27 protein-coding genes, 1 tRNA gene and 1 riboswitch are annotated in these 26,224 nt (G+C 66.3%); of the genes, 11 read left to right on the top strand and 17 right to left on the bottom strand.

Going from position 1 to position 26,224, the window contains the following annotated elements; all coding sequences use genetic code 11:
- Window positions 1–36: 36 nt before the first annotated feature.
- The 6 genes from folP to glmM all read right to left on the bottom strand — a co-directional run bounded on the left by folP (window position 37) and on the right by glmM (window position 5,930).
- Window positions 37–1,095, bottom strand: a complete 1,059-nt coding sequence (folP, locus tag IFT67_RS11950; protein ID WP_192238475.1) for a dihydropteroate synthase — start codon at window positions 1,093–1,095, stop codon at window positions 37–39.
- Between the two features lie 157 nt (window positions 1,096–1,252).
- Entirely contained in the window at window positions 1,253–2,392 is a 1,140-nt protein-coding gene (locus IFT67_RS11955; protein ID WP_192238476.1) for a site-specific DNA-methyltransferase, read from the bottom strand.
- Between the two features lie 176 nt (window positions 2,393–2,568).
- On the bottom strand, window positions 2,569–3,207 hold the full coding sequence (rnhB, locus tag IFT67_RS11960) for a ribonuclease HII (protein WP_192238477.1): 639 nt from the start codon (window positions 3,205–3,207) through the stop codon (window positions 2,569–2,571).
- On the bottom strand, window positions 3,207–4,055 hold the full coding sequence (gene thiD, locus IFT67_RS11965) for a bifunctional hydroxymethylpyrimidine kinase/phosphomethylpyrimidine kinase (protein ID WP_192238478.1): 849 nt from the start codon (window positions 4,053–4,055) through the stop codon (window positions 3,207–3,209). Before thiD ends, rnhB begins: the two co-directional genes overlap by 1 nt.
- Before the next feature lie 319 nt (window positions 4,056–4,374).
- The gene (locus IFT67_RS11970) at window positions 4,375–4,590 is read right to left on the bottom strand and encodes a DUF1272 domain-containing protein (protein ID WP_056053527.1); all 216 of its coding nucleotides are present in this window, start codon (window positions 4,588–4,590) and stop codon (window positions 4,375–4,377) included.
- A complete protein-coding gene (gene glmM, locus IFT67_RS11975) occupies window positions 4,590–5,930 on the bottom strand; it encodes a phosphoglucosamine mutase (RefSeq protein ID WP_192238479.1) in 1,341 nt (446 codons plus the stop codon). Before glmM ends, IFT67_RS11970 begins: the two co-directional genes overlap by 1 nt.
- A gap of 69 nt (window positions 5,931–5,999) precedes the next feature.
- On the opposite strand from glmM, the gene IFT67_RS11980 reads away from it, so the two are divergent.
- Window positions 6,000–7,274, top strand: a complete 1,275-nt coding sequence (locus IFT67_RS11980) for a dicarboxylate/amino acid:cation symporter (protein ID WP_093398346.1) — start codon at window positions 6,000–6,002, stop codon at window positions 7,272–7,274.
- Window positions 7,249–8,241: an aldo/keto reductase gene (locus IFT67_RS11985; protein WP_192238480.1), complete on the top strand. Its 993-nt coding sequence runs from the start codon at window positions 7,249–7,251 to the stop codon at window positions 8,239–8,241. The genes IFT67_RS11980 and IFT67_RS11985 overlap by 26 nt, the downstream gene beginning before the upstream one ends.
- A gap of 120 nt (window positions 8,242–8,361) precedes the next feature.
- Here the strand turns inward: IFT67_RS11985 and IFT67_RS11990 are convergent, their stop codons facing one another.
- Complete coding sequence (locus IFT67_RS11990) at window positions 8,362–9,957, bottom strand: peptide MFS transporter (protein ID WP_192238481.1); 1,596 nt, start codon at window positions 9,955–9,957, stop codon at window positions 8,362–8,364.
- Window positions 9,958–10,066: 109 nt separating this feature from the next.
- Between IFT67_RS11990 and IFT67_RS11995 the strand changes: the two genes are divergently transcribed.
- Both IFT67_RS11995 and IFT67_RS12000 read left to right on the top strand, forming a co-directional pair.
- Window positions 10,067–10,642, top strand: coding sequence for a nitroreductase family protein (locus tag IFT67_RS11995; protein ID WP_192238482.1), 576 nt, complete (start codon window positions 10,067–10,069; stop codon window positions 10,640–10,642).
- A gap of 37 nt (window positions 10,643–10,679) precedes the next feature.
- Window positions 10,680–11,036: a GntR family transcriptional regulator gene (locus IFT67_RS12000; protein ID WP_056053547.1), complete on the top strand. Its 357-nt coding sequence runs from the start codon at window positions 10,680–10,682 to the stop codon at window positions 11,034–11,036.
- 189 nt (window positions 11,037–11,225) lie between these two features.
- Here the strand turns inward: IFT67_RS12000 and IFT67_RS12005 are convergent, their stop codons facing one another.
- Window positions 11,226–12,041 (bottom strand): arylamine N-acetyltransferase family protein, encoded by an 816-nt coding sequence (locus IFT67_RS12005; protein WP_192238483.1) that lies wholly within the window; start codon window positions 12,039–12,041, stop codon window positions 11,226–11,228.
- A gap of 600 nt (window positions 12,042–12,641) precedes the next feature.
- Window positions 12,642–14,354, bottom strand: a complete 1,713-nt coding sequence (locus IFT67_RS12010) for an acyl-CoA dehydrogenase family protein (protein ID WP_192238484.1) — start codon at window positions 14,352–14,354, stop codon at window positions 12,642–12,644.
- A 46-nt stretch (window positions 14,355–14,400) separates the two neighbouring features.
- Between IFT67_RS12010 and IFT67_RS12015 the strand changes: the two genes are divergently transcribed.
- The gene (locus tag IFT67_RS12015; RefSeq protein ID WP_192238485.1) at window positions 14,401–15,420 is read left to right on the top strand and encodes an L-threonylcarbamoyladenylate synthase; all 1,020 of its coding nucleotides are present in this window, start codon (window positions 14,401–14,403) and stop codon (window positions 15,418–15,420) included.
- 96 nt (window positions 15,421–15,516) lie between these two features.
- On the opposite strand, the gene msrA is transcribed toward IFT67_RS12015, so the two are convergent.
- Complete coding sequence (gene msrA, locus IFT67_RS12020; RefSeq protein ID WP_192238486.1) at window positions 15,517–16,059, bottom strand: peptide-methionine (S)-S-oxide reductase MsrA; 543 nt, start codon at window positions 16,057–16,059, stop codon at window positions 15,517–15,519.
- A gap of 59 nt (window positions 16,060–16,118) precedes the next feature.
- Here msrA and galE point away from each other — a divergent pair, with 59 nt between their 5' ends.
- On the top strand, window positions 16,119–17,132 hold the full coding sequence (gene galE, locus IFT67_RS12025; protein ID WP_244647342.1) for a UDP-glucose 4-epimerase GalE: 1,014 nt from the start codon (window positions 16,119–16,121) through the stop codon (window positions 17,130–17,132).
- On the opposite strand, the gene IFT67_RS12030 is transcribed toward galE, so the two are convergent.
- Window positions 17,129–17,614 carry a phosphatase PAP2 family protein gene (locus IFT67_RS12030; protein WP_192238487.1) on the bottom strand — a complete coding sequence of 162 codons (486 nt, stop codon included), beginning with the start codon at window positions 17,612–17,614 and terminating at the stop codon, window positions 17,129–17,131. The genes galE and IFT67_RS12030 overlap by 4 nt on opposite strands.
- Between IFT67_RS12030 and IFT67_RS12035 the strand changes: the two genes are divergently transcribed.
- Window positions 17,586–17,726, top strand: coding sequence for a hypothetical protein (locus IFT67_RS12035; protein ID WP_192238488.1), 141 nt, complete (start codon window positions 17,586–17,588; stop codon window positions 17,724–17,726). The two genes, IFT67_RS12030 and IFT67_RS12035, sit on opposite strands and share 29 nt — an antisense overlap.
- 115 nt (window positions 17,727–17,841) lie before the next feature.
- On the opposite strand, the gene IFT67_RS12040 is transcribed toward IFT67_RS12035, so the two are convergent.
- Window positions 17,842–17,917 (bottom strand) — tRNA-Lys (locus IFT67_RS12040).
- Between the two features lie 21 nt (window positions 17,918–17,938).
- Window positions 17,939–18,448: a 2-amino-4-hydroxy-6-hydroxymethyldihydropteridine diphosphokinase gene (folK, locus tag IFT67_RS12045; RefSeq protein WP_192238489.1), complete on the bottom strand. Its 510-nt coding sequence runs from the start codon at window positions 18,446–18,448 to the stop codon at window positions 17,939–17,941.
- Window positions 18,449–18,470: 22 nt separating this feature from the next.
- Here folK and IFT67_RS12050 point away from each other — a divergent pair, with 22 nt between their 5' ends.
- Window positions 18,471–19,205, top strand: coding sequence for a uracil-DNA glycosylase (locus tag IFT67_RS12050; protein WP_192238490.1), 735 nt, complete (start codon window positions 18,471–18,473; stop codon window positions 19,203–19,205).
- Between the two features lie 111 nt (window positions 19,206–19,316).
- On the opposite strand, the gene IFT67_RS12055 is transcribed toward IFT67_RS12050, so the two are convergent.
- On the bottom strand, window positions 19,317–20,354 hold the full coding sequence (locus IFT67_RS12055) for an MBL fold metallo-hydrolase (RefSeq protein WP_192238491.1): 1,038 nt from the start codon (window positions 20,352–20,354) through the stop codon (window positions 19,317–19,319).
- Window positions 20,355–20,422: 68 nt separating this feature from the next.
- Here IFT67_RS12055 and IFT67_RS12060 point away from each other — a divergent pair, with 68 nt between their 5' ends.
- Entirely contained in the window at window positions 20,423–20,998 is a 576-nt protein-coding gene (locus tag IFT67_RS12060; RefSeq protein ID WP_192238492.1) for a DUF4337 domain-containing protein, read from the top strand.
- 30 nt (window positions 20,999–21,028) lie between these two features.
- Here IFT67_RS12060 and aguB read toward each other — a convergent pair whose 3' ends face one another.
- A complete protein-coding gene (aguB, locus tag IFT67_RS12065) occupies window positions 21,029–21,877 on the bottom strand; it encodes an N-carbamoylputrescine amidase (protein WP_192238493.1) in 849 nt (282 codons plus the stop codon).
- Window positions 21,878–22,054: 177 nt separating this feature from the next.
- Between aguB and ung the strand changes: the two genes are divergently transcribed.
- Together ung and IFT67_RS12075 are read left to right on the top strand one after the other, a co-directional pair.
- A complete protein-coding gene (gene ung, locus IFT67_RS12070; protein ID WP_192238494.1) occupies window positions 22,055–22,753 on the top strand; it encodes a uracil-DNA glycosylase in 699 nt (232 codons plus the stop codon).
- Entirely contained in the window at window positions 22,750–23,049 is a 300-nt protein-coding gene (locus IFT67_RS12075) for an alkylphosphonate utilization protein (RefSeq protein ID WP_093398329.1), read from the top strand. The genes ung and IFT67_RS12075 overlap by 4 nt, the downstream gene beginning before the upstream one ends.
- 69 nt (window positions 23,050–23,118) lie before the next feature.
- On the opposite strand, the gene IFT67_RS12080 is transcribed toward IFT67_RS12075, so the two are convergent.
- Entirely contained in the window at window positions 23,119–23,649 is a 531-nt protein-coding gene (locus tag IFT67_RS12080) for a UCP032817 domain-containing protein (protein WP_107964170.1), read from the bottom strand.
- A gap of 238 nt (window positions 23,650–23,887) precedes the next feature.
- Window positions 23,888–25,804: a phosphomethylpyrimidine synthase ThiC gene (gene thiC, locus IFT67_RS12085; RefSeq protein WP_192238495.1), complete on the bottom strand. Its 1,917-nt coding sequence runs from the start codon at window positions 25,802–25,804 to the stop codon at window positions 23,888–23,890.
- 39 nt (window positions 25,805–25,843) lie between these two features.
- A riboswitch (TPP riboswitch) is annotated at window positions 25,844–25,952 on the bottom strand.
- Window positions 25,953–26,224 lie beyond the last annotated feature (272 nt).

Raw genomic sequence — 26,224 nt, forward strand, 5'->3', positions numbered from 1 at the left:
GTTTCGCTGCAATGCAGCGACGATCAGCCGCCCCGCTTAGCCGCCAACGAGCGACTGATCGCGCAGGCCACGCCAGATCTTCACCGCCTGCACCGTCTCGGCGACGTCGTGGACGCGCAGGATCTGGACGCCTGCCTCCGCACCTTTCAGCGCCAGCGCGAGCGAACCGGCGAGGCGCTGGTCGACCGGCGCTTCGTTCGAGAGCGCGCCGATCAGCCGCTTGCGGCTCGCGCCGAGCATTATCGGGCAGCCGAGACCGTGGAAGATCGCGAGGCCGTTGAGCAACGCGAGGTTCTCGGCGAGCGTCTTGCCGAAGCCGATGCCGGGGTCGACCATGATCCGCGACCGGTCGACGCCGCCAGCGACTACCGCGGCGATGCGGGTTTCGAGCCAGTCGAAGACATCGGTGAGGACGTTGGCGTAGCCGCCATCGCCGTGTCCGCCCTTTTTCGGGTCGGGCGAGTGCATCAGCACGACCGGGCAGCCGCTTTTCGCGACCACGTCCAGCGCGCGATCGTCCCAGAGGAGGGCTGCGACGTCGTTGACGATGTGCGCGCCGGCGGCGAGCGTGGCTTCCATGACGGCGGCCTTGCGCGTGTCGACCGAGACGATCGCACCGGCGCGTGCGAGGCGTTCGACGACGGGGACGAGCCGCGCGATCTCGTCGCCTTCCCAGACCGCGGGGGCACCGGGGCGGGTCGACTCGCCGCCGACGTCGATCAGCGTCGCGCCGGCTGCCGCCATGTCGATTCCGGCGGCGGCCGCTGCGGCTGGGTCGTCGACATGCTTGCCGCCGTCGGAGAAGCTGTCGGGGGTGACGTTGAGGATGCCGGCGACGATCGGCTGGTCGAAGCGGAGCGTGCGTTCGCCGAGCTGGAGGGGCGCACGGGGGGCGGTGATGGCGGCGTGGAGGTGCGCGGCGTGCTCGCCCAGGGTCGCGATTTCGGCGACGGGGATGGTGCGGCGGTTGCGGCCTTCGATCACTTCGTACGCGGCGAACCACTGCAGGCCGCCCGCCAGGCGCGCGACGCTGCCGTCTGCGTGGCCGATCGGGGTGTCGACGAACTGGACGGGGCGGAGGTGGAGACTGGTCATGATCCCCTTTTCCTTAAAACCGCTGGCCGTTCAAACTCCCAATCCCGTTCGTCCCGAGTAGACATCGAGCGTGTCGAGATGGCGTATCGAGGGAGATGTACCTCGATACGAGCCCTCGACTACGCTCGGTCTCTACTCGGCACGAACGGAACTTTGCTCAGACCGTCGTTGCCAGCAGATACGTCTGGCGGAGGTCGTCGATCGGCTTCAGGCCCTTGTCGCTTTCGTAGTGCCAGAAGCTCCAGCCGTTGCAGGCGGGGGCGTTCTGGAGGGTCGAGCCGAGCTTGTGGATCGAGCCGATCGTGCCGCAGTCGCTGAGCAGCGAGCCGTCCGCGCGGATGGTAGCACGCCAGCGGCGCTTCGAGTCGGTCAGGACCGCGCCGGGGGCGAGGTAGGCGTTCTCGACCAGCACGCCGAACGCGACCTTGGGCTGCGTACGCGGGCTCATCATCGTCGCGAGTGCCGATTCGTCGAGCGGCAGTGCGGCCTCGATACGTTCCTGCGCGGCTTCGATGTAATCGCCTTCACGGTCGATTCCGATCCAGCTGCGGCCGAGGCGCTTGGCGACCGCGCCGGTGGTGCCGGTGCCGAAGAACGGGTCGAGCACGACGTCGCCGGGCTTCGTGCACGCGAGCAGGATGCGGTAGAGCAGCGCCTCGGGCTTCTGCGTCGGATGCACCTTGGTGCCGTTCTTCTTCAGCCGTTCGCCGCCGCCGCAGGTCGGGAATTCCCAGTCGCTGCGCATCTGGAGCTCGTCGTTGAGCGTCTTCATCGCGCGATAGTTGAAGTGGTATTTCGCCTTTTCGCCCTTCGACGCCCAGATCAGCGTCTCGTGCGCATTGGTGAAGCGAGTGCCGCGGAAGTTGGGCATCGGGTTGGTCTTGCGCCAGACGATGTCGTTGAGAATCCAGTAGCCGAGATCCTGGACGGCGGCACCGACGCGAAAAATGTTGTGGTAGCTGCCGATGACCCAGAGCGCGCCGTCGTCCTTGAGGATGCGGCGCGCTTCCTTGAGCCAGGCGCGGGTGAAGCGGTCGTACGCGGCAAAGGTGTCGAACTTGTCCCAGTCGTCGGTGACCGCGTCGACGTGGCTGCCGTCGGGGCGATAGAGTTCACCGCCGAGCTGGAGGTTGTACGGCGGGTCGGCGAAAATCATGTCGATCGAGTTCGACGGGAGCGCCTTCATCCGTTCGATGCAGTCGCCGCGCAGGATCTGGTCGAGCGGGAGGACCGGCTGAACCGCCGGCTCCACTGTCTTCTTCGCACGCGGCCGTGCGATCGTGTCGATCAAACCCATGATTTCCGCCCCTTATCGACGCCCATAGCGGCGGAATTGTCCGACTTCGTCAAGCAAACATTCGTTAACGGCGTTTGGGCCAGATTCCCTCGATGCGGCCAATCGAGTCGGCTTCGTCCAGATATTGAGTCGTAGGAGACTCGCGGCTCAAGCCCTTGGGGTGTGGCGCGAAAGACTCAGCTCGTCGTTTCCTGTGCGAAAAGTCCCTCGCGCGCCAGATAGGCGGCGGCGACGGGAGCGAAACTGCGGCGGTGAATCGGCGTGGGCCCGTGATCGCGGAGCGCCTTCATGTGGTGCGCGCAGCCATAGCCCTTGTTCGAATGCCAGTTATATTCGGGATGAACGTCGGCGGCGGCGATCATGATGAGGTCGCGCGTGTGCTTGGCGACGATCGAGGCGGCGGCGATCGACAGCGATTTCGCGTCGCCGCCGACCAGCGGCGTGGCGGGGTAGGTCCAGCGGGGCAAGCGGTTGCCGTCGACCAGGACGTGGCCGGGGGCCTGGCCGAGTTCGACCGCCAGCGCGTCGACCGCGAGCGTCATCGCCTTCATCGTCGCCCAGTAGATGTTGAGCGTGTCGATCTCTTCCGGCTGGACGATACCGATGCCAACGATCGCACAGCCTTTGAGGCGCGCGCAGAGCCGTTCGCGCTCGGAGGCGGAGAGCTTTTTGGAGTCGTCAATACCGCGGGGGACACCCTTGGCGGGCAGGATCACGGCAGCCGCTACGACCGGCCCGGCGAGCGGGCCGCGGCCGGCTTCGTCGACGCCGGCGACGGGGCCGACGCAGAGCTTTTCGTGTTTCATGCCGGGCATCAGCGGTCTTTCAACTGGTCGAACGGGCTCATGCCGAGCGCGTGTCCCATCGGGCCGTGCCCTGTACCCAGCCCCGGCGCCTGCGCAAGCGCTGCGCGGACGAACGCGATGGCGCGCTCGATTGCGTCGGCGAGCGTCATGCCTTGGGCGAGGCCGGTGGCGATGCCGCTGGCGAGCGTGCAGCCGGTGCCGTGCGCGTGGCGGGTTTCAATGCGGGGGTTGGTCCAGCGGGTTTCGCCGGCGTCGGTGACGAGGCGGTCGGTGATGTCTGGGCCTTCGGCGTGACCGCCTTTTACGAGGACGGCGGGGCCCAGTGCGCGGATTGCGGCTTCCCCGCCGAGTGCCGCGAGTTCGGGGAGGTTGGGGGTTACGAGTGTGGCGATCCGCATGAGGCGAGTGAACGCGGCGATGGTGTTGCTGTCTGCGAGGACGGAGCCGGAGGTTGCGATCATCACGGGGTCGAAGATGATGGGGATGCGTGCTGGGTTATGGTGCTCTTCCCTACCTTGTTCTCCCGCGAAGGCGGGAGTCCAGTCTGGGCTCCCGCCTTCGCGGGAGAACAAGGAGGTCAGGTGGTCGGCTACGGCGTTGGCAGTTTCTGCCGAACCGATCATGCCGATCTTGATTGCGTCTACGCCAATGTCCGAGACGACCGAGTCTATCTGCGCGAGGACCATGTCGGTCGGGATCTGGTGCACCGCCTGCACGCCTAGCGTGTTCTGTGCGGTGATCGCTGTGACGGCGGTCATTGCGTGGCCGCCGAGCATCGTCACGGTCTTGATATCCGCCTGGATGCCGGCGCCGCCGCCCGAGTCCGAGCCGGCTATTATGAGGATTCTGGCGGTCATCGGAGGTCGGCGGGAAAAGTGAAGTATAGAAAGTGTAGACGCTCGCGCGGTTTCGTTTGGGCGCCGTTTGGGGTCGCTGATCGGGGTTTAGCGCGGTTGGCGGTCATATGCTGGGCTATGTCATACCTGGTGAGATGTAGGACAGGGGTATGCCCCCTCAACCACCCCGGCGAAGGCCGGGGCCCAATTGGAAAGGCCGAAGTAACGGAGCGATGCCCTTGGTTAGCACCCTCCTCCCATTTGGGCCCCGGCCTTCGCCGGGGTGGTAGAAGGGGTTGGGGTGGCGGTAAGGAGCGAGGTGGGTTTACTCGAGCGGCCCCTAGTGCCGCCTGCCCGCTGCCGGCTTTTGCGGCGGTGCCTCGCCCAGCCTTGTCGGGCGATCGAGCAGTTCCCCGCCGCAGTTGGGACACCGCTCGTCGAGCGCGTCGGCACATTCCGCGCAGAAAGTGCATTCGAACGAGCAGATGAACGCGCCGGGGGCGTCGGCGGGGAGGTCGGCGGTGCAGCGTTCGCAGGTGGGGCGCATTTCGAGCATCAGGCGGCCGCCTTCCGGACGGCGTCGCAGATCCGGTCGACGACGCGCTCGACCTGGGCGAGATCGTCGCCTTCCGCCATAACGCGAATCACCGGTTCGGTGCCCGACGGGCGGATGACGAGCCGTCCCTTGCCAGCGAGTTCGGCCTCGGCTTCGGCGATCACCGCCTTGACCGCGTCGTGATCGAGCGGCTTGCCGCCGGCGAAGCGGACGTTCTTGAGCAACTGCGGCAGGGGCTCGAAGCGGTGGAGCACTTCGCTGGCGGGGGCGCCCGAGCGCTTGACCTCGGCGAGGATCTGCAACGCCGCGACGAGGCCGTCGCCTGTCGTCGCATAGTCGCTGAGGATGATATGGCCCGACTGTTCGCCGCCGACATTGTAGCCGCTGGAGCGCATCTTTTCGAGCACGTGACGATCGCCGACCGCGGTGCGGACGAGGCCCAGCCCTTGCGCGGCGAGATGGCGTTCGAGGCCGAGGTTGGACATGACCGTCGCGACCAGACCGCCGCCTGCAAGCCGCCCCTGGCGCGCCCAGCTGGCGGCGATCGTCGCCATCAGCTGGTCGCCGTCGACGATCGTGCCGGTCTCGTCGACGACGATCAGCCGGTCCGCGTCGCCGTCGAGCGCGATGCCGATGTCCGCGCCGCTCGCAACCACCGTTTCGGCAAGCGCCTGCGGTGCGGTCGAGCCGACGCCGTCGTTGATGTTGGTGCCGTTGGGGGTGACGCCGATCGCGACGACGTCGGCGCCGAGTTCCCACAAGGCCGAGGGTGCGACCTTGTAGGCGGCGCCGTTCGCGCAATCGAGCACCACGCGCATGCCGTCGAGGCGGAGATTTTCGGGGAAGGTCGACTTGGCGAAATGGATATAGCGGCCTTGCGCATCCTCGATCCGGCGCGCGCGGCCGATCTGGTCGGAGGGGACGAGCGGGATATCGCCGTCGATCAGTGCCTCGATCGCCGCCTCGGCCTCGTCCGACAGCTTGTAGCCATCGGGGCCGAACAGCTTGATGCCGTTGTCCGCATAGGGATTGTGGCTGGCGGAGATCATCACGCCGATGTCCGCGCGCATCGACTGGGTCAGCATCGCCACCGCGGGCGTCGGCATCGGCCCGACCATCACCACGTCCATGCCGACGCTGGTGAAGCCCGCGACCAACGCAGATTCGAGCATATAGCCCGACAGCCGCGTGTCCTTGCCGATGACGACGCGGTGGCGGTGATCGCCGCGCTGGAAATACGCGCCGGCGGCCATGCCCACCTTCATCGCCATTGCCGCGGTCATCGGCGAGACGTTGGTGGCGCCACGAATGCCATCGGTGCCGAAGTATTTTCTTGCCATCGCGCGCGCTTTCCGTCCGGTATCGGGGTTCGACGCCGTTGATAGCGCGGTAGACCACGAAGGGCGAGCATGTCGCAGACTACACGGATTCTCGCGGCCCTGATCGGCGGCATCGCGATCGGCATCGCTGCGGCGGCGTGGTCGCCGGCGAACGCGATCGCGGCGACGGCGGTGACCCAGCCGATCGGGTCGGCGTGGCTGCACGGGTTGCAGATGGTGATCGTGCCGCTGGTCGTCGGGCTGCTCGTGACCGGGATCGGCGCGACCACCGAGGCGGCGCGCGCCGGGCGGATCACGGTGCGCGCGATGGTGATGATCGTCGTCATCCTGTGGAGCACGACGATCATGTCCGCGCTGGTCACGCCACTGATTCTCGACGCGTTCCCGCTGCCTGCCGGGCTCGCCACTGCACTGCGCGCCGCATTGACCGGCGCCGCGCCGGTCGGGCCGGTGCCGGGGATCGGCGCGTTCTTCGACACGATCGTGCCGACCAATATCGTCGCCGCAGCCTCCAGCGATTCGTTCCTGCCGCTCACCGTCTTCGCGCTGACGTTCGCGTTTGCCGTGACGAAACTGCCCGACGATCGCCGCCGCGTTTTGACCGGCTTCTTCCAGGCGGTGGTCGACGCGCTGCTGATCATCATCAAATGGGTACTGAAGCTGGCGCCGATCGGCATCTTCGCGCTCGCCTACGGGGTCGGTGCGCGCACCGGTACGGCGGCGTTCGGTGCGTTGCTGCACTATATCGTCTGCGTCTCGGCGATCGGCTTCATCGTCCTGCTATCCGCCTATCCGATCGGGATGATCGGCGGGCGGGTCGGCTTCGGCCGGTTCGCACGCGCGGTCGCGCCGGCACAGGCGGTGGCGATCAGTACGCAATCGTCGCTCGCCTCGCTGCCGGCGATGCTGAAGGCCTCGACCGATCTCGGCGCGTCGCCCGCCACCGCCGGGATCGTCCTGCCGCTGTCGGTCGCGGTGTTCCGCGCGACCAGCCCGGCGATGAACCTGGCCGTCGCGCTGTACGTCGCGCATTGGCTGGGGCTGCCGATCGGGCCGGGGCAGATGGCGGCGGGCGTGGCGACCGCGGCGATCACCACGATGGGGTCGATCTCGCTGCCGGGCACGATCAGCTTCGTCGCCTCGGTCGCGCCGGTGGCGCTGGCAATGGGCATCCCGCTCGAGGTGCTGGGTCTGCTCATCGCAGTCGAGACCATACCCGACCTGTTTCGGACCGTCGGGAACGTGACGATGGACACCGCCGTTACCATCTCCGTCGCAGCGCGGTCCGATCACGGGAACGGCGCTCAGGAGATTCCGCATGAAGTATCGCACGCTCGGCCCTGATTTCGAGGTTTCCGCGCTGGGTCTCGGTTGCATGCCGATGGCCGGCATCGGCAAGGGCATGTACGGCGAGGCGAACGCCGACGAGAGCATCGCGACGATCCACCGCGCGATCGAGCTTGGCGTGACGCTGTTCGACACCGCCGAGATCTATGGCCCGCTGGTCAACGAGGAGCTGATCGGCAAGGCGATCCGCGGCAAGCGCGACGGCGTCGTGATCGCGACCAAGTTCGGCTTTCGCTACGACGAGAACGGGATGACGGGGGTTGATTCCACGCCAGCCAACGTGCGGCGGGCTTGCGAGGGATCGCTGAAGCGGCTGGGGATCGAGACGATCGACCTGCTGTACCAGCACCGCGTCGATCCGGGCGTGCCGATCGAGGATACCGTTGGCGCGATGGCGGACCTCGTTCGCGAGGGCAAGGTGCGGCATCTCGGGTTGTCGGAGGCGGGGCTCGACACCATCCGGCGCGCTGCCGCGACGCATCCGATCGCGGCGTTGCAGAGCGAGTATTCGTTGTGGGAGCGGGACGTGGAGGACGAGATCCTGCCGTTGTGCCGCGAGCTTGGGATCGGGTTCGTGCCGTATTCGCCGCTGGGGCGCGGGTTTTTGACGGGGCAGATTACCGCGCGGTCAGATCTTCCCGAGGGCGATTATCGGCGGAATGACCCGCGGTATTCGGAGGAGAACTTCGCCAGGAACATGGAAATGGTCGCGGTGGTGAAGTCGATTGCCGATGCGCAGGGCGCTTCGCCAGCGCAGGTGGCGCTTGCGTGGTTGCTGGCGCAGGGCGACGACATCGTGCCGATCCCGGGGTCGAAGCGCCGGGTTACGCTGGAGGACAGCATGAAGGCGGCGGATATCACGCTGACCGCGGATGATCTGGCGAAGCTCGATGCGGCTGCACCGCGCGGTGGAACGGCCGGGCCGCGGTATGCTGAAAAGGCGCTGTCGATGACGCGGATCTGATCTTCTCCCCTCCCGTCTGCGGGAGGGGTCGGAGGAGGGGCGTGCCTCTCGGACCGGACGCCAGTACGTACGTCGCGCCCTCCCCTAACCCCTCCCGCAAGCGGGAGGGGGATTTCTGCGTCAGCCCCGCGGTATCTGTTCGCCGCGCGTGTCGAGCCCAGCCGCGTCCGGCTCGGCCAGCGTGTTCTGGCCGGCCATCGCGTGATCGACCGCACCCATCTGGTCGAGATGCATCAGCTTGGTCACGAACGGCGCGAGCACCAGCACGACCACGCCGACGCCGATCGCGAACCAGCCGATCCGACCGTACACTTCGAGCACCCGCCCGACGCCCGCGCCCTCGCCGCCGGTCGCCTGTGCGATCAGGCCGGCGAGGAAATTGCCGCCTGCGGTCGCGAGGAACCACGTGCCCATCATCAGCCCGGTCATGCTCGGCACCGACAGCCGCGTCATCGACGACAGCCCGATCGGCGAGAAGCAGAGCTCGGCCATCGAGTGCAGCATGTAGAGCAGCACGACGAAGATCGCCGGGGTCAGGCCTTGCGCAGGCGCACCGAGCGTGAGCGCGAAGAAACCGGCGCCGACCAGGATCAGGCCGATGCCGAACTTGAACGGTGCGCTCGGCTCGCGCCCTGCCTTGCCGAGCCTGGTCCAGAGCGCCGCGAACACCGGTGCCAGCGTGATGATGAAGAACGGATTGACCGACTGGAACACCGAGGCGGGGATAGTCCAGCCGAACACGACGCGGTCGACCGACTGGTCGGTGTAGACGTTGAGCGAAGAGCCGGTCTGCTCGAACAGCGCCCAGAACAGCGGTGCGAGCGCGATCAGGAACAACGCGGCGAAGATCCGGTCGCGGTCGATGCGCGGCAGCCTCGCGACCGCGGTCCACAGGATGTAGCCGACGGTGACCAGCGACGCGACGATCAGCGCGGTACCGACGACGCCCTGGCTCCGCACCAGCCACCACGAGACGGCGACGCCGACGATGCCGCCGAGATAGATCAGCCATTCGATCGACAGCCCGGCAACCGGCTTCGACGCGAGCACGGCAGCGTCGGGCGCTTCGCCGACACCGTGCAGCTCGCGCTGGAACAGGATGAACATGATCAGCCCGAGCGCCATGCCGATGCCCGCCGCGCCGAAGCCGTACGACCAGCCGACCGTCTCGCCGAGGATGCCGACCGCGATCGGGCCGACGAACGCGCCGGTGTTGATCCCCATGTAGAAGATCGAGAACGCCCCATCGCGCCGCATGTCCTCGCGTGCGTAGAGCTTGCCGACGAGCACCGAGATGTTCGCCTTCAGGAAGCCGGTGCCAACGATGATGAAGGCGAGACCGAGGTAGAAGCCGTTGAGGGCAGCGCCGTGCACACCCTGCGGCGCCTCGACGATCGCGAGCAGCAGATGGCCCAGCGTGATGAATATGCCGCCCGCGAGCACCGCTTTGCGCGGCCCCAGGAAGCGGTCGGACAGATAGCCGCCGATGATCGGCGTGATGTACACCATCGAGGTATACGCGCCGTAGATCGCGTAGGACGGCTCATCGCCGAACAGGAAATGCTTGGTGAGATACAGCACCAGGATCGCCCGCATGCCGTAGAACGAAAAGCGCTCCCACATCTCGACGAAGAACAGCATGAACAGCCCGCGCGGGTGCCCGAAAAACGTCTTCGCATCGGCAGGAACGCCGCCGGCTCGGATTGCGCTGGCCATGTGGTGGTGATGCTCCGTGTGCGCGCCGCTGACGGGCGCTCGATCGCGCGCAACTTAACGACAAAGCCCGGACTGTAAATATCGCACATCAGGGCCTATCTGCCGGAGCATGCTCAACGATCGCTCCACGCCGCTCTCGCTGCTCGCCACCCGCCGATCGGGCAAGCCGCGCGATTTGATCACGCCCGGCCCCGATTCCTACCAGCTGGCGACGATCCTCGAGATCGCGGCGCGGACGCCCGATCACGGCAAGCTCGCGCCGTGGCGGTTCGTGGTGGTGGGGGACGAGCACCGCGCCGCTCTGTCGACGTTGATCACGGATGCGTACCTCGCGGAACGGCCCTCGGCGTCGCGGACCGAACTTGAGTCGCTCGACCAGTTCGCGCACCAGGCGCCGACCTTGGTGGTCGTGCTGTCGTCGCCGAAAGAGAGCAAGATTCCGCTTTGGGAACAGGAGCTTTCAGCGGGGGCGGCGTGCATGAACCTGCTTCACGCGGTGCATGCGGAGGGGTTTGCTGGCGGCTGGCTGACCGGGTGGCCGGCCTATTCGGACGTGGTGCGCGATGCATTCGGCTCGGCGGCGGAGCGGATCGCGGGGTTCATGTTCATCGGCACGCCGTCGCGCGCGCTCGACGAACGGCCTCGCCCCGAAATGGCACGGCTCGTAAGCCATTGGGGCTCGTAAGGCTCGACTTTGGAGCTAATTGCTGTATTAGAACAGCATGACAGCGCTCAGCAGCGACGACAGCCCCGTATATATCCGCCTCCGCAGCACGATCGCCGCGGGGATACTTCGCGGCGACTACCGTGCGGGTGACCAATTGCCGTCGGTCCGCGCGTTTGCCGCCGAGCAGGGTGCCAATCCGCTGACGGTCGCCAAGGCGTATCAGAGCTTTCAGGACGACGGGTATGTCGAGGTCCGGCGTGGCGTCGGGATGTTCGTGATGCCGGGTGCTGCGGAAGCTTTGCGTGTAGCGGAGCGCGAGAATTTCGTGACGACGCAGTGGCCGCGGATCTTGGGGCATATCGATCTGCTGGGGTTGGATGCGCATGATCTGCTGGAGCGTGAGCGGGCTTAAGCTGCCGTTAGTCCTGCTCCCCTCCCGTTCGTGCTGAGTAGTCGTCGAGTAGCTCCAACGGAGCGTATCGAGAGGACGTATCGAAGGACAGGTTGGCGCGTGGAACCCATGCTTCGATACGCACCCTCGATACGCTCCTGACGGAGCTACTCGGTCGCTACTCAGCACGAACGGAAGTGGGGTTGAACTTCAGAACAATCCGAGCGCGGCGACATCCTCGACGCTCAGGTCGATCCCGAACAACAGGCTCATGCGGATGCGGTAGACGCGCGGATCGGTGATCTCGCCGACCGTCGTATCCGTCCCCGAACGCCGCCGGTAGTTGCGGCCGATCAGCGATGCGAAGCCGTTTGGGAGGACGATGCTGGCGATGGGCGTATGTGTGAAGCGGCTGGCGGGGGCCGTCGAGGTCCAGTGGTTCGACATCGCGAGATCCGCATCGAATACCTGCGCGAGCGTGAAGCTGTATTGCGGCTGGAACCCTCCCGTCTCGCCGCGACCGTCGGTCGTCATCGGATCGCCGTCGCGGAGCAGCATCCAACCTTGTTCGGTGGCTTCGAGGCGGAAGCGGGCTCCGTCGGGGGCGGTTGCCTCGGCGCCATCGGTGAGCGGGAGGACCGGCGTGTAGCTGCCGCCGAAACCGGTATCGGCGATCCAGTCCTGGCCGTCGATCGTCACCAGCGCAAAGGTATGGGTGAGCGGCGGCACGTCGGTTGCGGCGATCCAAACGCGGGCTAGCAACGGGCGTGCGGTGAAGCCGAGTGCCGCGAGGGCGTCGAGGAAGAGGCGGTTGTGTTCGAAGCAATAGCCGCCGCGGCGGGCGGTAACGAGCTTGGCGAAGACCGATGTGCTGTCGATTGCGATGCCGCGGCCGAGGACGACGTCGAGGTCTTCGAACGGAATCGAGAGACGGTGCGCGTGCTGGAGGCGGCCGAGGCCGATCGAATCGAGCGTGGGCCGCGCGGGCATGGCGACACGGAGGAGATAGGCTTCGAGGTCGAACATCGGTCGGACTTTCAGAGATTTCCGCCCTCCCTTACCTTTCGTTGCGCAGGGACGTCGAGTGCTGGGCCGCTAGAGTGAGTGCCCCCTCCCCCGTTCGTGCTGAGCGAAGTCGAAGCACCTGCGAATTGGGCATGCCCTTCGACTACGCTCAGGGCGAACGGGACAAGGGGCGCCGTCCCTGCTTGCTGCGTCACCCCGGGCTTGTTCCGGGGACCACCGTTCCGCGTTCTCATTTCCCTCGGATCTGCGGAACGGTGAATGCCGGAACGAGTCCGGCATGATGGTGTGGTTTGAGGCTGGCACGACTAGAGGCGCTGGACGTCGATCCTCCCCCGCAAGGGGGAGGTGGCTGGCGCTTGCCAGACGGAGGGGGAGGTAAGGGTTTACCGTCGTTGCGCATCCTCCCCCTCCGTCACCTTCGGTGCCACCTCCCCCTTGCGGGGGAGGATCAAGGGGGGACGGCGCGTTTGCACGAATGGGCAGGAGGCCGGCATTCAAATTTCGTCATCCTGGGCTCGACCCAGGATCCAGAGCCAAAGGGCCTAACGTGCTTGGCTCTGGATCCTGACTTTCGTCAGAATGACGGGGATTGGGGCGAGATCAGGCCGCGAACAGGTCCGCTTCGATCGAGTAGAGTACCGCCGCGCTCGCGTTCGCGGCGGCGTTGAGGCCCATCGCCTCGGGGACGATCTGGTCGAGGTAGAAGCGCACCGCCGCGGTCTTCATCCGGCCGAAATCGTCGCTGCCCGCGACGCTGCCCTGGCGCTCCATCAACCAGCCGCAGGTCGCGACCGACAGCATCGTCAGGAACGGATAGCTTGCGGCGAGCTTGTCGTCTGCATCCGCGGTGGCGAGCTTACGACCGATCGCTTCGCACGCGTCGACCAGCGCCAAAAGTCGCTCGTCCTTCGCTTCCGCACGGATGTCGGCGATCAGCGTGGCGAACGCGCCGCCATTGTCGAGGCCGAGTTTGCGCCCGACGAGGTCCGCCGCCTGGATGCCGTTCGTGCCTTCGTAGATCGGCGTGATGCGGGCATCGCGGAAATACTGCGCGGCGCCGGTTTCCTCGACATAACCCATGCCGCCATGGACCTGGATGCCGAGCGAGGCGACTTCGTTACCGAGATCGGTGCCGTGCGCCTTGGCGAGCGGCGTGACGAGCTCGAGGCGGTTGCGCGCGGCGCGGTCGCCGAGGTTGGCGCGGTCGACCTGCCCTGCCGCGTAGTAGACGAGCGCGCGCGCCGCCTGGGTCTGTGCCTTCATCCGCATCAGCATGCGGCGGACGTCGGGATGCTCGACGATCTTGACCGAATCCTTGTTCGGCGAGCCGGCGCGCGCCGACTGCACGCGGTCGAGTGCGTAGGCGACCGCGCCCTGCGTCGCGCCCTCGGCGACCTGGACGCCCTGGAGGCCGACGTTAAGGCGCGCGTTGTTCATCATCGTGAACATCGCGCGGATGCCGCCGAGTTCCGCGCCGATCAACTCGCCGATGCAGTCGTCGTTGTCGCCGAAGCTCAGCACGCAGGTGGGCGAGGCGTGGAGGCCCATCTTGTGCTCGATCGAAACGACGCGGACGTCGTTGAAGTCGCCCGGCGTGCCATCTTCCTGAAGGCGGAATTTGGGGACGAGGAACAGCGAGATGCCCTTCGTACCAGCGGGGGCGCCGGGGGTCCGAGCGAGGACGAGGTGGACGATGTTCGGCGCCATGTCGTGATCGCCGAACGAGATGTAGATCTTGGTGCCCTTGATGCTCCATTTGCCGTCGCCCAGCGGCGTGGCGGTCGCGCGCAATGCGCCGACGTCGGAGCCGGCCTGCGGCTCGGTCAGGTTCATCGTACCGGTCCATTCTCCGGTCGCGAGATGCGGCAAATACAGCGCCTGCTGCTCGGGGCTGCCGTGATGCTGGAGCGCCTCGATCGCGCCGACGGTCAGCGTCGGACAGAGCGCGAAGCCCATGTTGGCGGAGCCCAATGTGTCGAGCACTGCGGTCTGGATCGCGAACGGCAGGCCCTGCCCGCCCCATTCCTCCTCGACGCCGATTCCGCCCCAGCCGCCCTCGACGTAATCCTTGTACGCCTGCGCGAAACCATCGGGCATGACGACGCCGTCGGGAGTCCACTTCGCACCGACGGTATCGCCGGTGCGGTTGAGCGGCGCCCACTCGCCCGACGCCAACTGCCCGACGCCTTCGAGGACCGCGTCGACGACGTCGTCGCTGGCGGCGGCATAGCGTTCGGTCGCGGCGATCTCGCCGATCCGCACGACATGGTCGAGCACGAAACGCTGTTCGGTGGTTGCTGGAGTGAAGGCCATCGCATCCTCTTATCGCTACGGTTTGGACCCGCTATACGCCTCGGAAATGCTCCGTCCACACCCACAAATCCGCCGCTACGGAACGGCCGCGCTGGCGCAGGCCGCCGCACTGATTCGCGCAGGGTGCATCGTCGCCGTGCCGACCGAGACGGTGTACGGGCTGGCTGCGGACGCGACCAATGCGGAGGCGGTGGCGCGGATTTACGCGGCCAAGGGGCGCCCGAGTTTCAATCCACTGATCGTGCATGTGGCGGATCTGGCGGCGGCGGAGCGGATCGCGGTGTTCGATGCGGAGGCTCGGGCGCTGGCCAAGGCGTTCTGGCCGGGGCCTTTGACGCTGGTGCTGCCGGTGCGGGGGGATTCGGGGATCGCTTCGCTGGTGACGGCGGGGTTGGATACGATCGCGATCCGGGTGCCGCGACATCGGGCTATGCAGGGGTTGATCGCCGCATCGAGTCGGCCTTTGGCGGCACCTTCGGCCAATGCTAGCGGGGGGATCAGTCCGACGAGCGCTGCGCATGTGGCGGGGAGTCTGGGGGGGAATGTGCCTCTCATCATCGACGACGGGGCGACCGAGGCGGGGTTGGAGTCGACGATCGTGGCGGGCCGGACGGTGCTGCGGCCGGGGCCGGTGACTGCGGAAATGATGCTAGCCCAACTCCAACACCACCCCGGCGAAGGCCGGGGCCCAGTCGGAACGTCGGAAGTAACTACGCGCAACGCCGATCATGACAGGCCCCCAACTGGGCCCCGGCCTTCGCCGGGGGGGCGTGAGGGTGCGGTGACAGCGCCGGGGCAGCTTGAGAGCCACTATGCGCCGAACAAGGCGCTTAGGTTGAATGCGACGGAAGCGGCTCCGGACGAATGGCTTATCGGGTTCGGCGAAGTCGTGGGCGACGTGACGCTCTCTGCATCCGGCGATCCCATAGAAGCCGCGGCGAGGCTGTTCGATCTGCTTCACGCTGCCGATGCGAACGAATGTCCAACGATCGCCATCGCGCCGATCCCATCTGAAGGCATTGGTGAAGCGATCAACGACCGCTTGCGCCGTGCCGCACATCGATAGTCCGTTCCCCTGCGCACGCAGGGGTCCAGGAGTCAGGTCGGATGACGGCATTTAGCTGGGCCCCCGCTTCCGCGGGGGAACAGCATTGGTCCGATCTTAAGCGTTCACCGCCGCCTTCGACCGTGCGGCGAAGCTCTTGCGCAGCTTCTGCAGCTTCGGCGGGATCACCGCCATGCAATACGGGTTCGAGCGGCCCGAGGTTTCCCAGTAATCCTGGTGATAGCCCTCGGCCTCGTACCACGTGTCCATCGGCTCGATGGTGGTCACGATAGGCTTCGGCGAGTCCGCCTGCGCGCGCTGCAACGCCGCCTCCATCTCGGCCTTCTGTGCATCGTCCGCGGGGAACATCGCCGAGCGGTACTGAGTCCCCACGTCGTTGCCCTGCCGGTTCAGCGTCGTCGCATCGTGCGTCGCAAAAAAGATATCGAGCAGATCGCCGAGCTTCAGTTGCTCCGGATCGAAGCCGATGCGGATCGCCTCGGCATGGCCGGTGTCGCCGCCGCAAACCTGTTTGTACGTCGGATCAGGGACATGCCCGCCGATATACCCGCTCTCGGCCGACTCGACGCCGATCACGTCCTTGAACACAGCCTCGGTGCACCAGAAGCAGCCGCCGGCCAGCGTCACATAATCCGTCATAACGATCTCCTTTCTACCAATGTAGGAAGTCGCTACCCCGCAACAAAGAGGAGACACATATGATCGATGGTCTGAAACTCGACGGCAAGGTGATGGTCACCGGAGGCGCCGGCTATATCGGCAGCCATGCCGTGCTGGCGTTGCTGGATGCCGGATATGACGTCGTCGTGCTCGACAATCTGGTCACCGGGTTCGACTGGGCGGTCGATCCGCGTGCTACTTTGGTCGAGGCGAACGTCGCTGACGATGCGAAGGTCCGCGCGGCGATCCGCGAGCATGACGTCAAGGCGATCATGCATTTCGCGGGCTCGGTCGTCGTCCCCGAGTCGGTCAGCGATCCGCTCAAATATTACCGCAACAACACCGCCGCCAGCCGTGCGCTGATCGAGAGCGCGGTCGTCGAGGGCGTGCCGCACTTCATCTTTTCGTCGACCGCGGCGACCTATGGCACGCCCGAGAAGGTGCCCGTCGCGGAAGGTGATCCGACCGTGCCGATCAACCCGTACGGCATGTCCAAGCTGATGACCGAGGCGATGCTGCGCGACGTCGCCGCGGCGCATCCGATGAACTATGCCGCGCTGCGCTACTTCAACGTCGCGGGTGCGGATCCGCAGGGACGCAGCGGCCAGTCGACGGTCGGCGCGACGCACCTGATCAAGATCGCGGTCGAGGCCGCGACTGGCAAGCGCGGTCATGTCGGCGTCTACGGGACCGACTTCGCCACGCCAGACGGCACCGGCGTGCGCGATTACATCCACGTCACCGACCTCGCCGCCGCGCATGTCGCCGCGCTGGAAGTCCTGGTCGCCGACCCCGGCAAGAGCCACACGCTCAACGCGGGCTATGGCAAGGGCTTCTCGGTGCTCGAGGTGCTCGACGCGGTCGACAAGGTTACCAATCGGACGATCGAGCGTCGCCTCGAAGGGCGTCGCGCAGGCGATCCGGCGATGCTGATCTCGGACAATCGCGCTATCCTCGAGACGCTCGACTGGACGCCGCGCCATGCCGATCTCGACGGCATCGTTCGCGATGCGCTAGCGTGGGAGCGCGCGCTGGCGGAGAAGGGCCGCTAGGAGGCCGGATCGGCGGGCGGGGTGCCGAACGCGTGGCGCTCGCCGCCGATCGCACGACGGGCGCGGGCGGTGGCGAGCCACCAGGCGAGCGCCCAGAGCGTGCCGAAGCTCCACCCGGCCAGCACGTCGCTCGGCCAGTGGACGCCGAGATACACGCGGCTGCAGCCGATCGCGCCGACCAGCAGGATCGCGACGATCAGAAGATAGCGCCGGGTCGCGCGGTGTTCGGTGACCTGCGACGCGAGCCCGGCGAGCGTGAGATACACGATCGCGCTGTTCGCCGAATGCCCGCTGGGGAAGCTCATGTTCGAGACGGTGACGAGGTGCTCGACGATGTTGGGGCGCGGGCGGTTGACCTGCGCCTTGACGAAATCGACGATCAGTCCGCCGGTGATGCTGGCGGCCAGCGTCGCCAGTGCGGTCAGCCATAGCCGCTGGACGATCAGCAGACCGGTGACGACGACCACCACGATCGTCAGCACGATGCCGCCGCCCAGCGCGGTGACGTCGATCGCGACGTTCGGCAGCCAGGACGGCCCGTGCCAGGCGCGCAGGCCGAGGATGATCGCGCGATCGAACGCGAACGGCCAATGATCGACCGCGAGACCGACCAGCAGGATGAAGATGATGCCGACGGCCGCGACCGATGCGCCCGCGAGAATCGCCGGGACATGCCGCCGGCTGCTCGGCGCAACGCCCGAGGCATCGATGGTGGGTCCGCCGGGGCTCGAACCCGGGACCTCTCGATTAAAAGTCGCTTGCTCTACCAACTGAGCTACGGACCCCCGCCATCGTGGACCGCGCACCTAATCGCGTGGCCGCTTTCGGTCAACCGATTGCGCCAATTGCCGTATCGTTCGTCCGGTCAGCGGATCGCGCCATTGCGGAATCAGGCTGGCCAGGGGGCCGAGGACGAAGCTGCGCGTGCGGAACGCGGCGTGGGGAACGGTGAGCCCGCGTGACGACCACGCGCCGCCGGACCAGAGTACGATGTCGAGGTCGATGACGCGGCTGCCCCAGCGGCGGCCGGGGCGACGGCCGAACGCGCGCTCGATCCGTTTGAGGCGGACCAGCAGCGCGGCGGGGTCCTCCTGCGTTTCGATCAGCGCGACGGCGTTGGCGTAGCGGCGGTTCGAGGGGCCTAGCGGTGCGCTGGCGACGGTCGGCGACCGTGCGACGACGTTGCCGAGGGCTTCCAGCGCGGAGGTGATCTCGCGCTCGGGGCTCCCGTGACGGCCGCGGCGGTTGGAGCCGAGCGCGATCGCGTAGGTGGTTGCGGCCTGCGCGATCGGTGGGAGCGGGGTTGCAGGCGACATTTGGTCCGCCTAGCGCAATCCCATGGATTCCACACCTTACACCTCCGAGCTTTCCGAAACCGTCGACGAGACCGGCGAGATCGACGTCACGACGGTCTTCGTACCTGTCTCCGCGCTGCCCGAGACCGAGCCGCCGCATGACTGCCCGCTCTGCCCGCGCCTCGTCGGCGTGCGCGAGCAGTTGCGGACCGAGTTCCCGACCTGGTGGAACGCGCCGGTCCCTGCGTTCGGCGATCCGGCCGCGTGGCTCGGCATCATCGGCCTCGCGCCGGGGAAGCACGGCGCGAACCGCACGGGCCGCGCGTTCACCGGCGATTATTCGGGGCAGTTCCTGTACGAGACGCTTGGGCGGTTCGGGCTCGCGACCGGGACGTATGGCGCGAAGGCCGAGGACGGGCTGGCGCTGGACGGCGCGATCATCCTCAACGCCGTGAAATGCCTGCCGCCCGAGAACAAGCCGACGCCGGAGGAAATCCGCACCTGCCGGCCGTTCCTCGAGACACAGGCGGATGCGGTGCCGACCGCGCGGGTGTTCGTGGCACTGGGGCATATCGCGCATCAGTCGGCGGTGAAGATGCTCGGCGGTCGGTTGCCCAAGGCGCGGTTCGCACATGGCGCGGAGCATGTGATGCCCGATGGCCGCATCCTGATCGATAGCTTCCATTGCTCGCGGTACAACGTGAATACGGGCGTACTGACGGCGGAGATGTTCGACGCGGTGTTCAAGCGGGCGCTGGAGTTGCGCGGGGCGGTCTGAAGCCGTCTCCGTCATCCTGACGAAAGTCAGGATCCAGGATAACAGTACACGGCGCTGGTTGGCTCTGGATCCTGACTTTCGTCAGGATGACGGCGTGGGTTGGCAGCGCTTTTACTTGATCACCCAGGCCTCGCCGGCCTCTGGGGTGCGGAAGCGGTTGATCGGGATGTGTTCGCAAATCAGCGCCGCGCGGAGGTGCTCGGGCGGTTCGTTGATACCCTCTGACGTCAGTTCGAACGTGCCCCAGTGGACACCAATCGCGTACGCCGCGCCGAGCTGTTCGAACGCGGTCACCGCCTGGTCCGGGCCGATGTGGTTGTCGGTCTCTTGTCCTGCGAAATGATACGCGCCGATCGGCAGGATCGCGAGGCGGACCGGGCCGGCGGCGCGCGCTTCGGCTGCCCAGCGCATGTCGCCCGGCCCGGTGTCGCCCGCGAAATACAGGTTGCCACCGGGTAGCGTCACGGTGAAGCCAGCCCATAACGTCTTGTCGCGGTCGCCGGGATCGTATTCGCTCCAGTGATGCGCGCGGTCGACGATCACGTCGATGCCGGGACGTAGCGTCACGCGCCCGCCCCAGTCGCGCGCGACCGCACGGACGCCGCTGCGCGCGAGGATCTGGTCGTTGCCGAGGCCGGTCACGATCAGCGGCTTGTCGCGGTGCCAGAGCCGTCGCATCGCACGCATGTCGAGATGGTCGCGGTGGTCGTGGCTGAGCAGGATCAGGTCGATCTTCGGCAGGTCCGCGAGGCGCACGCCGGGTTCGCGGACGCGCTTCACGCCGACGAACTGGACCGGGGACGAGCGCTCGAGCCACATCGGATCGGTCAGGATGTTGAGCCCCTGGGTCTGTACCAGCACGGTCGAATGGCCGATCCAGGTGACGCGCATCGTCTGGCCTTCGACGCGGGCGGGCGGGCGCGTTGGGGTGACGGGCACCTTGGGCCAGCTCCGATAGGGGGGCTTTACGAGATTGCGGAGCAGCGCGACCGGGCCCTGCTTTTGCTCGCCGGTACTGCCCTGCACCCCGTCGGGGTTGAAGAAGCGCGTGCCGTTGAAATGATCGCTCGGTGGGGTGGTCTTCACCGACGGCGTCGTGCAGCCAACGAGGATCGCGAGAACGGGCAATATCGAGCGGGGGCGGATCATGGCGCGCTGACGAATATGTCACCCGATCATCAGGGTCCAGTCACGCCCAGAGGACCAGAGCAGATCGCATGGACGATGATTTCGAAGTGCGCGGGTTGCATGAGCAACTGTCGGAGGAACGCGCGGCCGGCGGGGAGGCGTTCGACCAGCGGATCGCGCTGTTCACTGCGATCCTGGCGACGCTGGCGGCGGTGACCAGTTTCCTCGGCGGGCATACGCAGAACGAGGCGTTGCTCCACAAGAACGAGGCGGTGCTGATCAAGGCGCAGGCGTCGGATGCGTGGGGCTATTACCAGGCGGAGGATTTGAAGCGGCACATCGCGCAGATGGAGGTCGACCTTGCGCCGCCTGGGTTCGGTGCGACGCAGATGGCTGCGCACCGGGCGGATATCGCGCGGTACAAGGCGCGCGGGACGGCACTGAAGCGGGAGGCGGAGACGCTCGATCGGCGCTCGGCGGCGGCGGATGGTGAGTCGGACGAGGCGCTGCGGCCGCATACGAAGCTGGCGTTGGCGGTGACCGCGATCCAGGTGGCGATCGCGCTGGCGTCGATTACCGCGCTAACCGGGCGGCGGTGGCTCCTTTGGGTTGCGGGCGCGGCTGCGCTGGTGGGGGCGTTGTTGGCTGGGCTGGCTTGGTTCTAATCCTCCCCCGCCAGGGGGAGGATCGGAGCGTCAGATGTCCTGGACCAGGCGGCCGTACAGGTCGGGCCGGCGATCGCGGAAGAAGCCGAAGGCGGCGCGGTGGCGCTTGACGATGTCGAGGTCGATCGTCGCGGTGATCACGCCCTCGTCGTCGCGGCCTAGCTCGGCCAGGATGTCGCCGCGCTCGTCGGCGATGAAGCTGGTGCCGTAGAAGGTCTGGCCGTGCTCGACACCGACGCGGTTGGCGGCGACGATCGGGACGACGTTCGAGACCGCGTGGCCGACCATGGCGCGGCGCCACAGGCGGGCGGTGTCGAGCGAGGTATCGTGCGGCTCGCTGCCGATCGCGGTCGGGTAGAACAACACTTCGGCGCCCATCAGCATCATCGCGCGGGCAGTTTCTGGGTACCATTGGTCCCAGCAGACGCCGACGCCGAGCTTGCCGGCGGGGTGGGGCCAAACCTTGAAGCCAGTGTTGCCGGGGCGGAAGTAGAACTTCTCCTCGTAGCCGGGGCCGTCGGGGATGTGGCTTTTCCGGTAGACGCCCTGGATGTTGCCGTCGGGGCCGATCATGGCGAGGCTGTTGTAATGATGCGGGCCGTCCGCCTCGAAGAAGCTGGTCGGGATCGTCACCTTGAGCGCCTCGGCGAGCGCCTGCATCGCGAGCACCGCCTTGTGCTCGCCGACCGGGGCGGCGTTGGCGAAGAGGCCCTCGTCCTCGACGCGGCAGAAATACTCTCCCTCGAACAGCTCGGGGGGGAGGATGACCTGCGCACCTTTCGCGGCGGCCTCGTGGACGAGGCGCGACACGTTGGCGATGTTGCGGTCGATGTTGGGCGTGAAGCCCAGCTGCAGCGCGGCGACGGTGATCCTGGTCATGGCGGCGCATATAATGAGGGGGGACGCGATGTGCGAGCCTTTGGTGATCCGGTTCCCCCGCGGAGGCGGGGGGCCAGGGTAACGGGGGGCATCGTTTGTGATCCTGGGCCCCCGCCTCCGCGGGGGAACTAGGAACGGCAATTGACACTGCCCTGCCCTGTCCGACATGCGGCGGGGATGATCTATCATACGCTCCCGCCAAGCTGGCAGTCGCTCGCCGCCGAGTTCGAGGCGCCGTACATGCGCGCGCTCGATGCGTATCTGGAGGCCGAGCGGGCGGCGGGGGCCCGGGTGTTTCCCGACGACGCGGATCGGTTTCGGGCGCTCGAACTGACGCCGCTCGACCAGGTGCGGGTCGTAATCCTGGGGCAGGATCCGTATCATGGCGAGGGGCAGGCACACGGCCTCAGCTTCTCGGTGCGGAAGGGCGTGCGGACGCCGCCTAGCCTGGTGAATATCTACAAGGAGCTGGAGGCGGATCTCGGGATCCCGCGTGCGCGCCACGGCATGCTCGATCATTGGGCGGCGCAGGGCGTGCTGTTGCTCAACGCGGTGCTGAGCGTGCGGATGGGCGAGGCGGCGTCGCACCAGAAGCGTGGATGGGAGCGGTTTACCGACGCCGTCATCGCGGCGGTGAACGCGCAGGACAAACCGGTCGTCTTCCTGCTGTGGGGGGCGTATGCGCAGAAGAAGGCGGCGTTCGTCGACGATGTGAGCAAGGGCGGGCGGCATCTGGTGATCCAGTCCGCGCACCCGTCGCCGCTGGCCGCTCGGACCGGGTTCTTCGGATCGCGGCCGTTCAGCCGGGCCAACGACTTTCTCGAAACCCATGGGCGCGCTCCGATCGACTGGGCGCTGCCGGAGACCGACCGATGAGCGACGAATATGTGTACGACGAAGCGACTGGCGAGTGGGTTGCGGGTGGTGCGGCGACGGCTGTTGCGGCGGACGACGGCGCGGTCGTGGTGCGGGATTCGGTCGGCAACGTGCTCGCGGACGGCGACCAGGTGACGCTGATCAAGGATCTGACCGTGAAGGGCGCGGGACAGACCTTGAAGCGCGGGACGCTGATCAAGTCGATCCGGCTGACCGGCGACGCGCAGGAGATCGACTGCCGGTACGAGGGGATCAAGGGACTGGTGCTGCGCGCGGAGTTCGTTCGGAAGCGGTGAGTCGCGGGGGGATCGCACGGAACGGAGATCATGGGATGCGGTTTCGACGCACCCCATGATCGTTCTGCCTCAGTGAACCTGATAGGCCGGATTGCGCTCGAACAGTGCATGCTTCGACACTTCCGGATCGCTGATCAGATAGTGGAAGCAGATAGGCCGAGAAGCCAGCGGGGTTTGACTTCCCCACCAATCGCGATCCACCGATTTGAAAATACTGTCATATTGCGTGAGCGTGTAGGAATAGAGTGCCTTGACCGTCTCGACCTTCCCCGTGTCCTCTTCGTCGAGCGGTTCGTGGTGGACATATTGGTCGTAAACGTCACGACAGAATTTGCCGTAGTCGCGCGTGAACAAGACATGGGCGTGCCAGAACGGATCGACCGACCGCGACACGGCATGCGCGTTTAATGGATCAAGCAGCGCGACCACATAGTACATCTTGAGATTTTCGATGCCTGCGGCCAGGTAGTTCGACGTCACACCATCGAGATCGTTAGCCACTTTCATGCTGACCTTCGAGTAATCGAAATCGTCGATCGCCTGAATTCGTGTGCGCTGAAAGTCGTTCACTTCGACCGCAATATTGTCGATTAATGCCATGTCGCCATCCCTCCGTTATCGTGTCGCTGCTCGGCGGGATGAATGCTCCCCAGACCGATACAGTAGCTGGAACATAGCCCCGACCGGAACAGGCACGTGATCAAGCTGCTCCGATATGGCGACCGGGGGATGAAGATATGTCCAGTTCGATGGCGGACCGTTTTGCGCAACGCGGCTTTAAGGGGGCATGATCGCTATGACCGGGACGCCGGGTCTTAAGCTCGGCGCCCCGCATGGGTCACTCCGCTGGCAGGTAGATTTCGCTGCCCTTTTCGCGGAAGCGCTCGCTCATGTCGGCCATGCCCTTTTCCGCATCGGCATGGCTGCCCTTGGCGAAAATCGCTCGGTCTGTGTCGGTTTGATCTACGTCGGCCGCTAAGAACGTATCCGCCGGCGCGTTCTGCTTCGCTGCGAAGTCCCGGACTTCCTGAGTGATCTTCATCGAGCAGAATTTCGGGCCGCACATGCTACAAAAATGTGCGGTCTTGGCGCCCTCTGCAGGCAGCGTCTGGTCGTGGTATTGCTCGGCGGTGTCGGGGTCGAGGGAGAGGTTGAACTGGTCTCTCCAGCGGAACTCGAAGCGGGCGCGGGAGAGGGCGTCGTCGCGCATCTGGGCGGCGGGGTGGCCTTTGGCGAGGTCGGCGGCGTGGGCGGCTAGTTTGTAGGTTACTACGCCGACCTTCACGTCGTCGCGGTCGGGGAGGCCCAAGTGCTCCTTCGGCGTGACGTAGCAGAGCATCGCGGTGCCGTACCAGCCGATCATCGCGGCGCCGATGCCGCTGGTGATGTGGTCGTAGCCGGGGGCTATGTCCGTCGTGAGCGGCCCTAGGGTGTAGAAAGGTGCCTCTCCACACACTTCGAGTTGCTTGTCCATGTTCTCCTTGATCTTGTGCATCGGCACGTGGCCGGGGCCTTCGATCATGACCTGGACGTCGCTCTTCCACGCGCGGTGGGTGAGTTCGCCGAGCGTGTAGAGTTCGCTGAACTGCGCTTCGTCGTTGGCGTCGGCGATGCTGCCGGGGCGCAGGCCGTCGCCGAGGCTGTAGGCGATGTCGTACGCCTTCATGATCTCGGTGATCTCGTCGAAGCGCTCGTAGAGGAAGCTCTCCTTGTGGTGGCTGAGGCACCATTTCGCCATGATCGAGCCGCCGCGCGAGACGATGCCGGTGACGCGTTTCGCGGTCATCGGAATGTAGGCGAGGCGGACGCCGGCGTGGATCGTGAAGTAATCGACGCCCTGTTCGGCCTGCTCGATGAGCGTGTCGCGGAAGATCTCCCAGGTGAGGTCTTCGGCGACGCCGCCGACCTTTTCGAGCGCCTGGTAGATGGGGACGGTGCCGATCGGGACCGGCGAGTTGCGCAGGATCCATTCGCGGGTGTCGTGGATGTTGCGGCCGGTGCTGAGGTCCATCACCGTGTCGGCGCCCCAGCGGATCGACCAGACGAGCTTGTCGACTTCGGCGGCGACGTTGCTGGCGACCGCGGAGTTGCCGATGTTGGCGTTGATCTTGACGAGGAAGTTGCGGCCGATCGCCATCGGTTCGGATTCGGGGTGGTTGATGTTGTTGGGGATGATCGCGCGGCCACGGGCGATCTCGTCGCGGACGAATTCGGGGGTTACGAAGTCGGGGATCTGTGCACCGAAGGATTCGCCGTCGCGCTTGTAGTCTTTCAGCATGGCGCGGCCGAGATTTTCTCGAGTGGCGACGTATTCCATTTCTGGGGTGATGATGCCGCGGCGGGCGTAGTGCATCTGGCTGACGTTGTGGCCGGGTTTGGCGCGGAGGGGGCGCTTGATGGTGGCGGGGAATTGGGGGACGCCGCCGGAACGGTCGGGGCCTAGCTGGCCGTTGTCTTCGGGGCGGAGTTCTCGGGCTTCGTAGGATTCCACGTCGCCTCGGGCTTCGATCCAGGCGCGGCGGAGTTGGGGGAGGCCGGCGTTGATGTCGATTGTCGCGCGGGGGTCCGTGTAGGGGCCGCTGGTGTCGTAAACGCGTAACGGGGGTTCGCTGCAACTTGGGTCGAGGACGATTTCGCGCATGGCTACGCGGACGTCGGGACTGGTCGGGACTGCTACGTGGATTTTCCGGGAGCCTCGGATCGGGCCGGTGGTTACGCCGATGTCTGCAGTCTTGGATTGCGTATCGATGGCCATGCGCTTGCTCCTACGGGTCTCGGAGCAAGGATTGCGGTTCTGTGGCGACCGCTCCCTCCCTCCGCCGGTATCAACCGGATCAGGTTCAGCGGGTCGAAGGCTCCTGCCTTCCTCTCAAGCGCGGATAAGCGCTCCCCCGGGGTGAGGTGAGCATAGGGGGCTTGGGGTGGGGTGCAATGGGGAATTTGCCGGTCCTGAGCGGGGGCGAGGTTCAGTGATCATTGCGTGATCGATAAGGCTCCACCCCGGCGAAGGCCGGGGCCCAATTGGGGGACGGCGATAACGACGCGATGTGCTTCATTATGTCCACCTTTCCAATTGGGCCCCGGCCTTCGCCGGGGTGGTGGCAATGTGGATGTTGGTTTTTTGACGGCGAGCGCACGCTTGCTGAACCGAGAAAAGGCCGCTGCCCGGTTTGGG

Source organism: Sphingomonas sp. CFBP 13728 (assembly GCF_014841895.1).
Classification (GTDB): domain Bacteria; phylum Pseudomonadota; class Alphaproteobacteria; order Sphingomonadales; family Sphingomonadaceae; genus Sphingomonas.

Bases quoted from the DNA above. Each gene is read 5' to 3' on its own strand.
- folP (WP_192238475.1), bottom strand. From the start codon at position 1,095: ATGACCAGTCTCCACCTCCGCCCCGTCCAGTTCGTCGACACCCCGATC.
- IFT67_RS11955 (WP_192238476.1), bottom strand. From the start codon at position 2,392: ATGGGTTTGATCGACACGATCGCACGGCCGCGTGCGAAGAAGACAGTG.
- rnhB (WP_192238477.1), bottom strand. From the start codon at position 3,207: ATGCCCGGCATGAAACACGAAAAGCTCTGCGTCGGCCCCGTCGCCGGC.
- thiD (WP_192238478.1), bottom strand. From the start codon at position 4,055: ATGACCGCCAGAATCCTCATAATAGCCGGCTCGGACTCGGGCGGCGGC.
- IFT67_RS11970 (WP_056053527.1), bottom strand. From the start codon at position 4,590: ATGCTCGAAATGCGCCCCACCTGCGAACGCTGCACCGCCGACCTCCCC.
- glmM (WP_192238479.1), bottom strand. From the start codon at position 5,930: ATGGCAAGAAAATACTTCGGCACCGATGGCATTCGTGGCGCCACCAAC.
- IFT67_RS11980 (WP_093398346.1), top strand. From the start codon at position 6,000: ATGTCGCAGACTACACGGATTCTCGCGGCCCTGATCGGCGGCATCGCG.
- IFT67_RS11985 (WP_192238480.1), top strand. From the start codon at position 7,249: ATGAAGTATCGCACGCTCGGCCCTGATTTCGAGGTTTCCGCGCTGGGT.
- IFT67_RS11990 (WP_192238481.1), bottom strand. From the start codon at position 9,957: ATGGCCAGCGCAATCCGAGCCGGCGGCGTTCCTGCCGATGCGAAGACG.
- IFT67_RS11995 (WP_192238482.1), top strand. From the start codon at position 10,067: ATGCTCAACGATCGCTCCACGCCGCTCTCGCTGCTCGCCACCCGCCGA.
- IFT67_RS12000 (WP_056053547.1), top strand. From the start codon at position 10,680: ATGACAGCGCTCAGCAGCGACGACAGCCCCGTATATATCCGCCTCCGC.
- IFT67_RS12005 (WP_192238483.1), bottom strand. From the start codon at position 12,041: ATGTTCGACCTCGAAGCCTATCTCCTCCGTGTCGCCATGCCCGCGCGG.
- IFT67_RS12010 (WP_192238484.1), bottom strand. From the start codon at position 14,354: ATGGCCTTCACTCCAGCAACCACCGAACAGCGTTTCGTGCTCGACCAT.
- IFT67_RS12015 (WP_192238485.1), top strand. From the start codon at position 14,401: ATGCTCCGTCCACACCCACAAATCCGCCGCTACGGAACGGCCGCGCTG.
- msrA (WP_192238486.1), bottom strand. From the start codon at position 16,059: ATGACGGATTATGTGACGCTGGCCGGCGGCTGCTTCTGGTGCACCGAG.
- galE (WP_244647342.1), top strand. From the start codon at position 16,119: ATGATCGATGGTCTGAAACTCGACGGCAAGGTGATGGTCACCGGAGGC.
- folK (WP_192238489.1), bottom strand. From the start codon at position 18,448: ATGTCGCCTGCAACCCCGCTCCCACCGATCGCGCAGGCCGCAACCACC.
- IFT67_RS12050 (WP_192238490.1), top strand. From the start codon at position 18,471: ATGGATTCCACACCTTACACCTCCGAGCTTTCCGAAACCGTCGACGAG.
- IFT67_RS12055 (WP_192238491.1), bottom strand. From the start codon at position 20,354: ATGATCCGCCCCCGCTCGATATTGCCCGTTCTCGCGATCCTCGTTGGC.
- IFT67_RS12060 (WP_192238492.1), top strand. From the start codon at position 20,423: ATGGACGATGATTTCGAAGTGCGCGGGTTGCATGAGCAACTGTCGGAG.
- aguB (WP_192238493.1), bottom strand. From the start codon at position 21,877: ATGACCAGGATCACCGTCGCCGCGCTGCAGCTGGGCTTCACGCCCAAC.
- ung (WP_192238494.1), top strand. From the start codon at position 22,055: ATGATCTATCATACGCTCCCGCCAAGCTGGCAGTCGCTCGCCGCCGAG.
- IFT67_RS12075 (WP_093398329.1), top strand. From the start codon at position 22,750: ATGAGCGACGAATATGTGTACGACGAAGCGACTGGCGAGTGGGTTGCG.
- IFT67_RS12080 (WP_107964170.1), bottom strand. From the start codon at position 23,649: ATGGCATTAATCGACAATATTGCGGTCGAAGTGAACGACTTTCAGCGC.
- thiC (WP_192238495.1), bottom strand. From the start codon at position 25,804: ATGGCCATCGATACGCAATCCAAGACTGCAGACATCGGCGTAACCACC.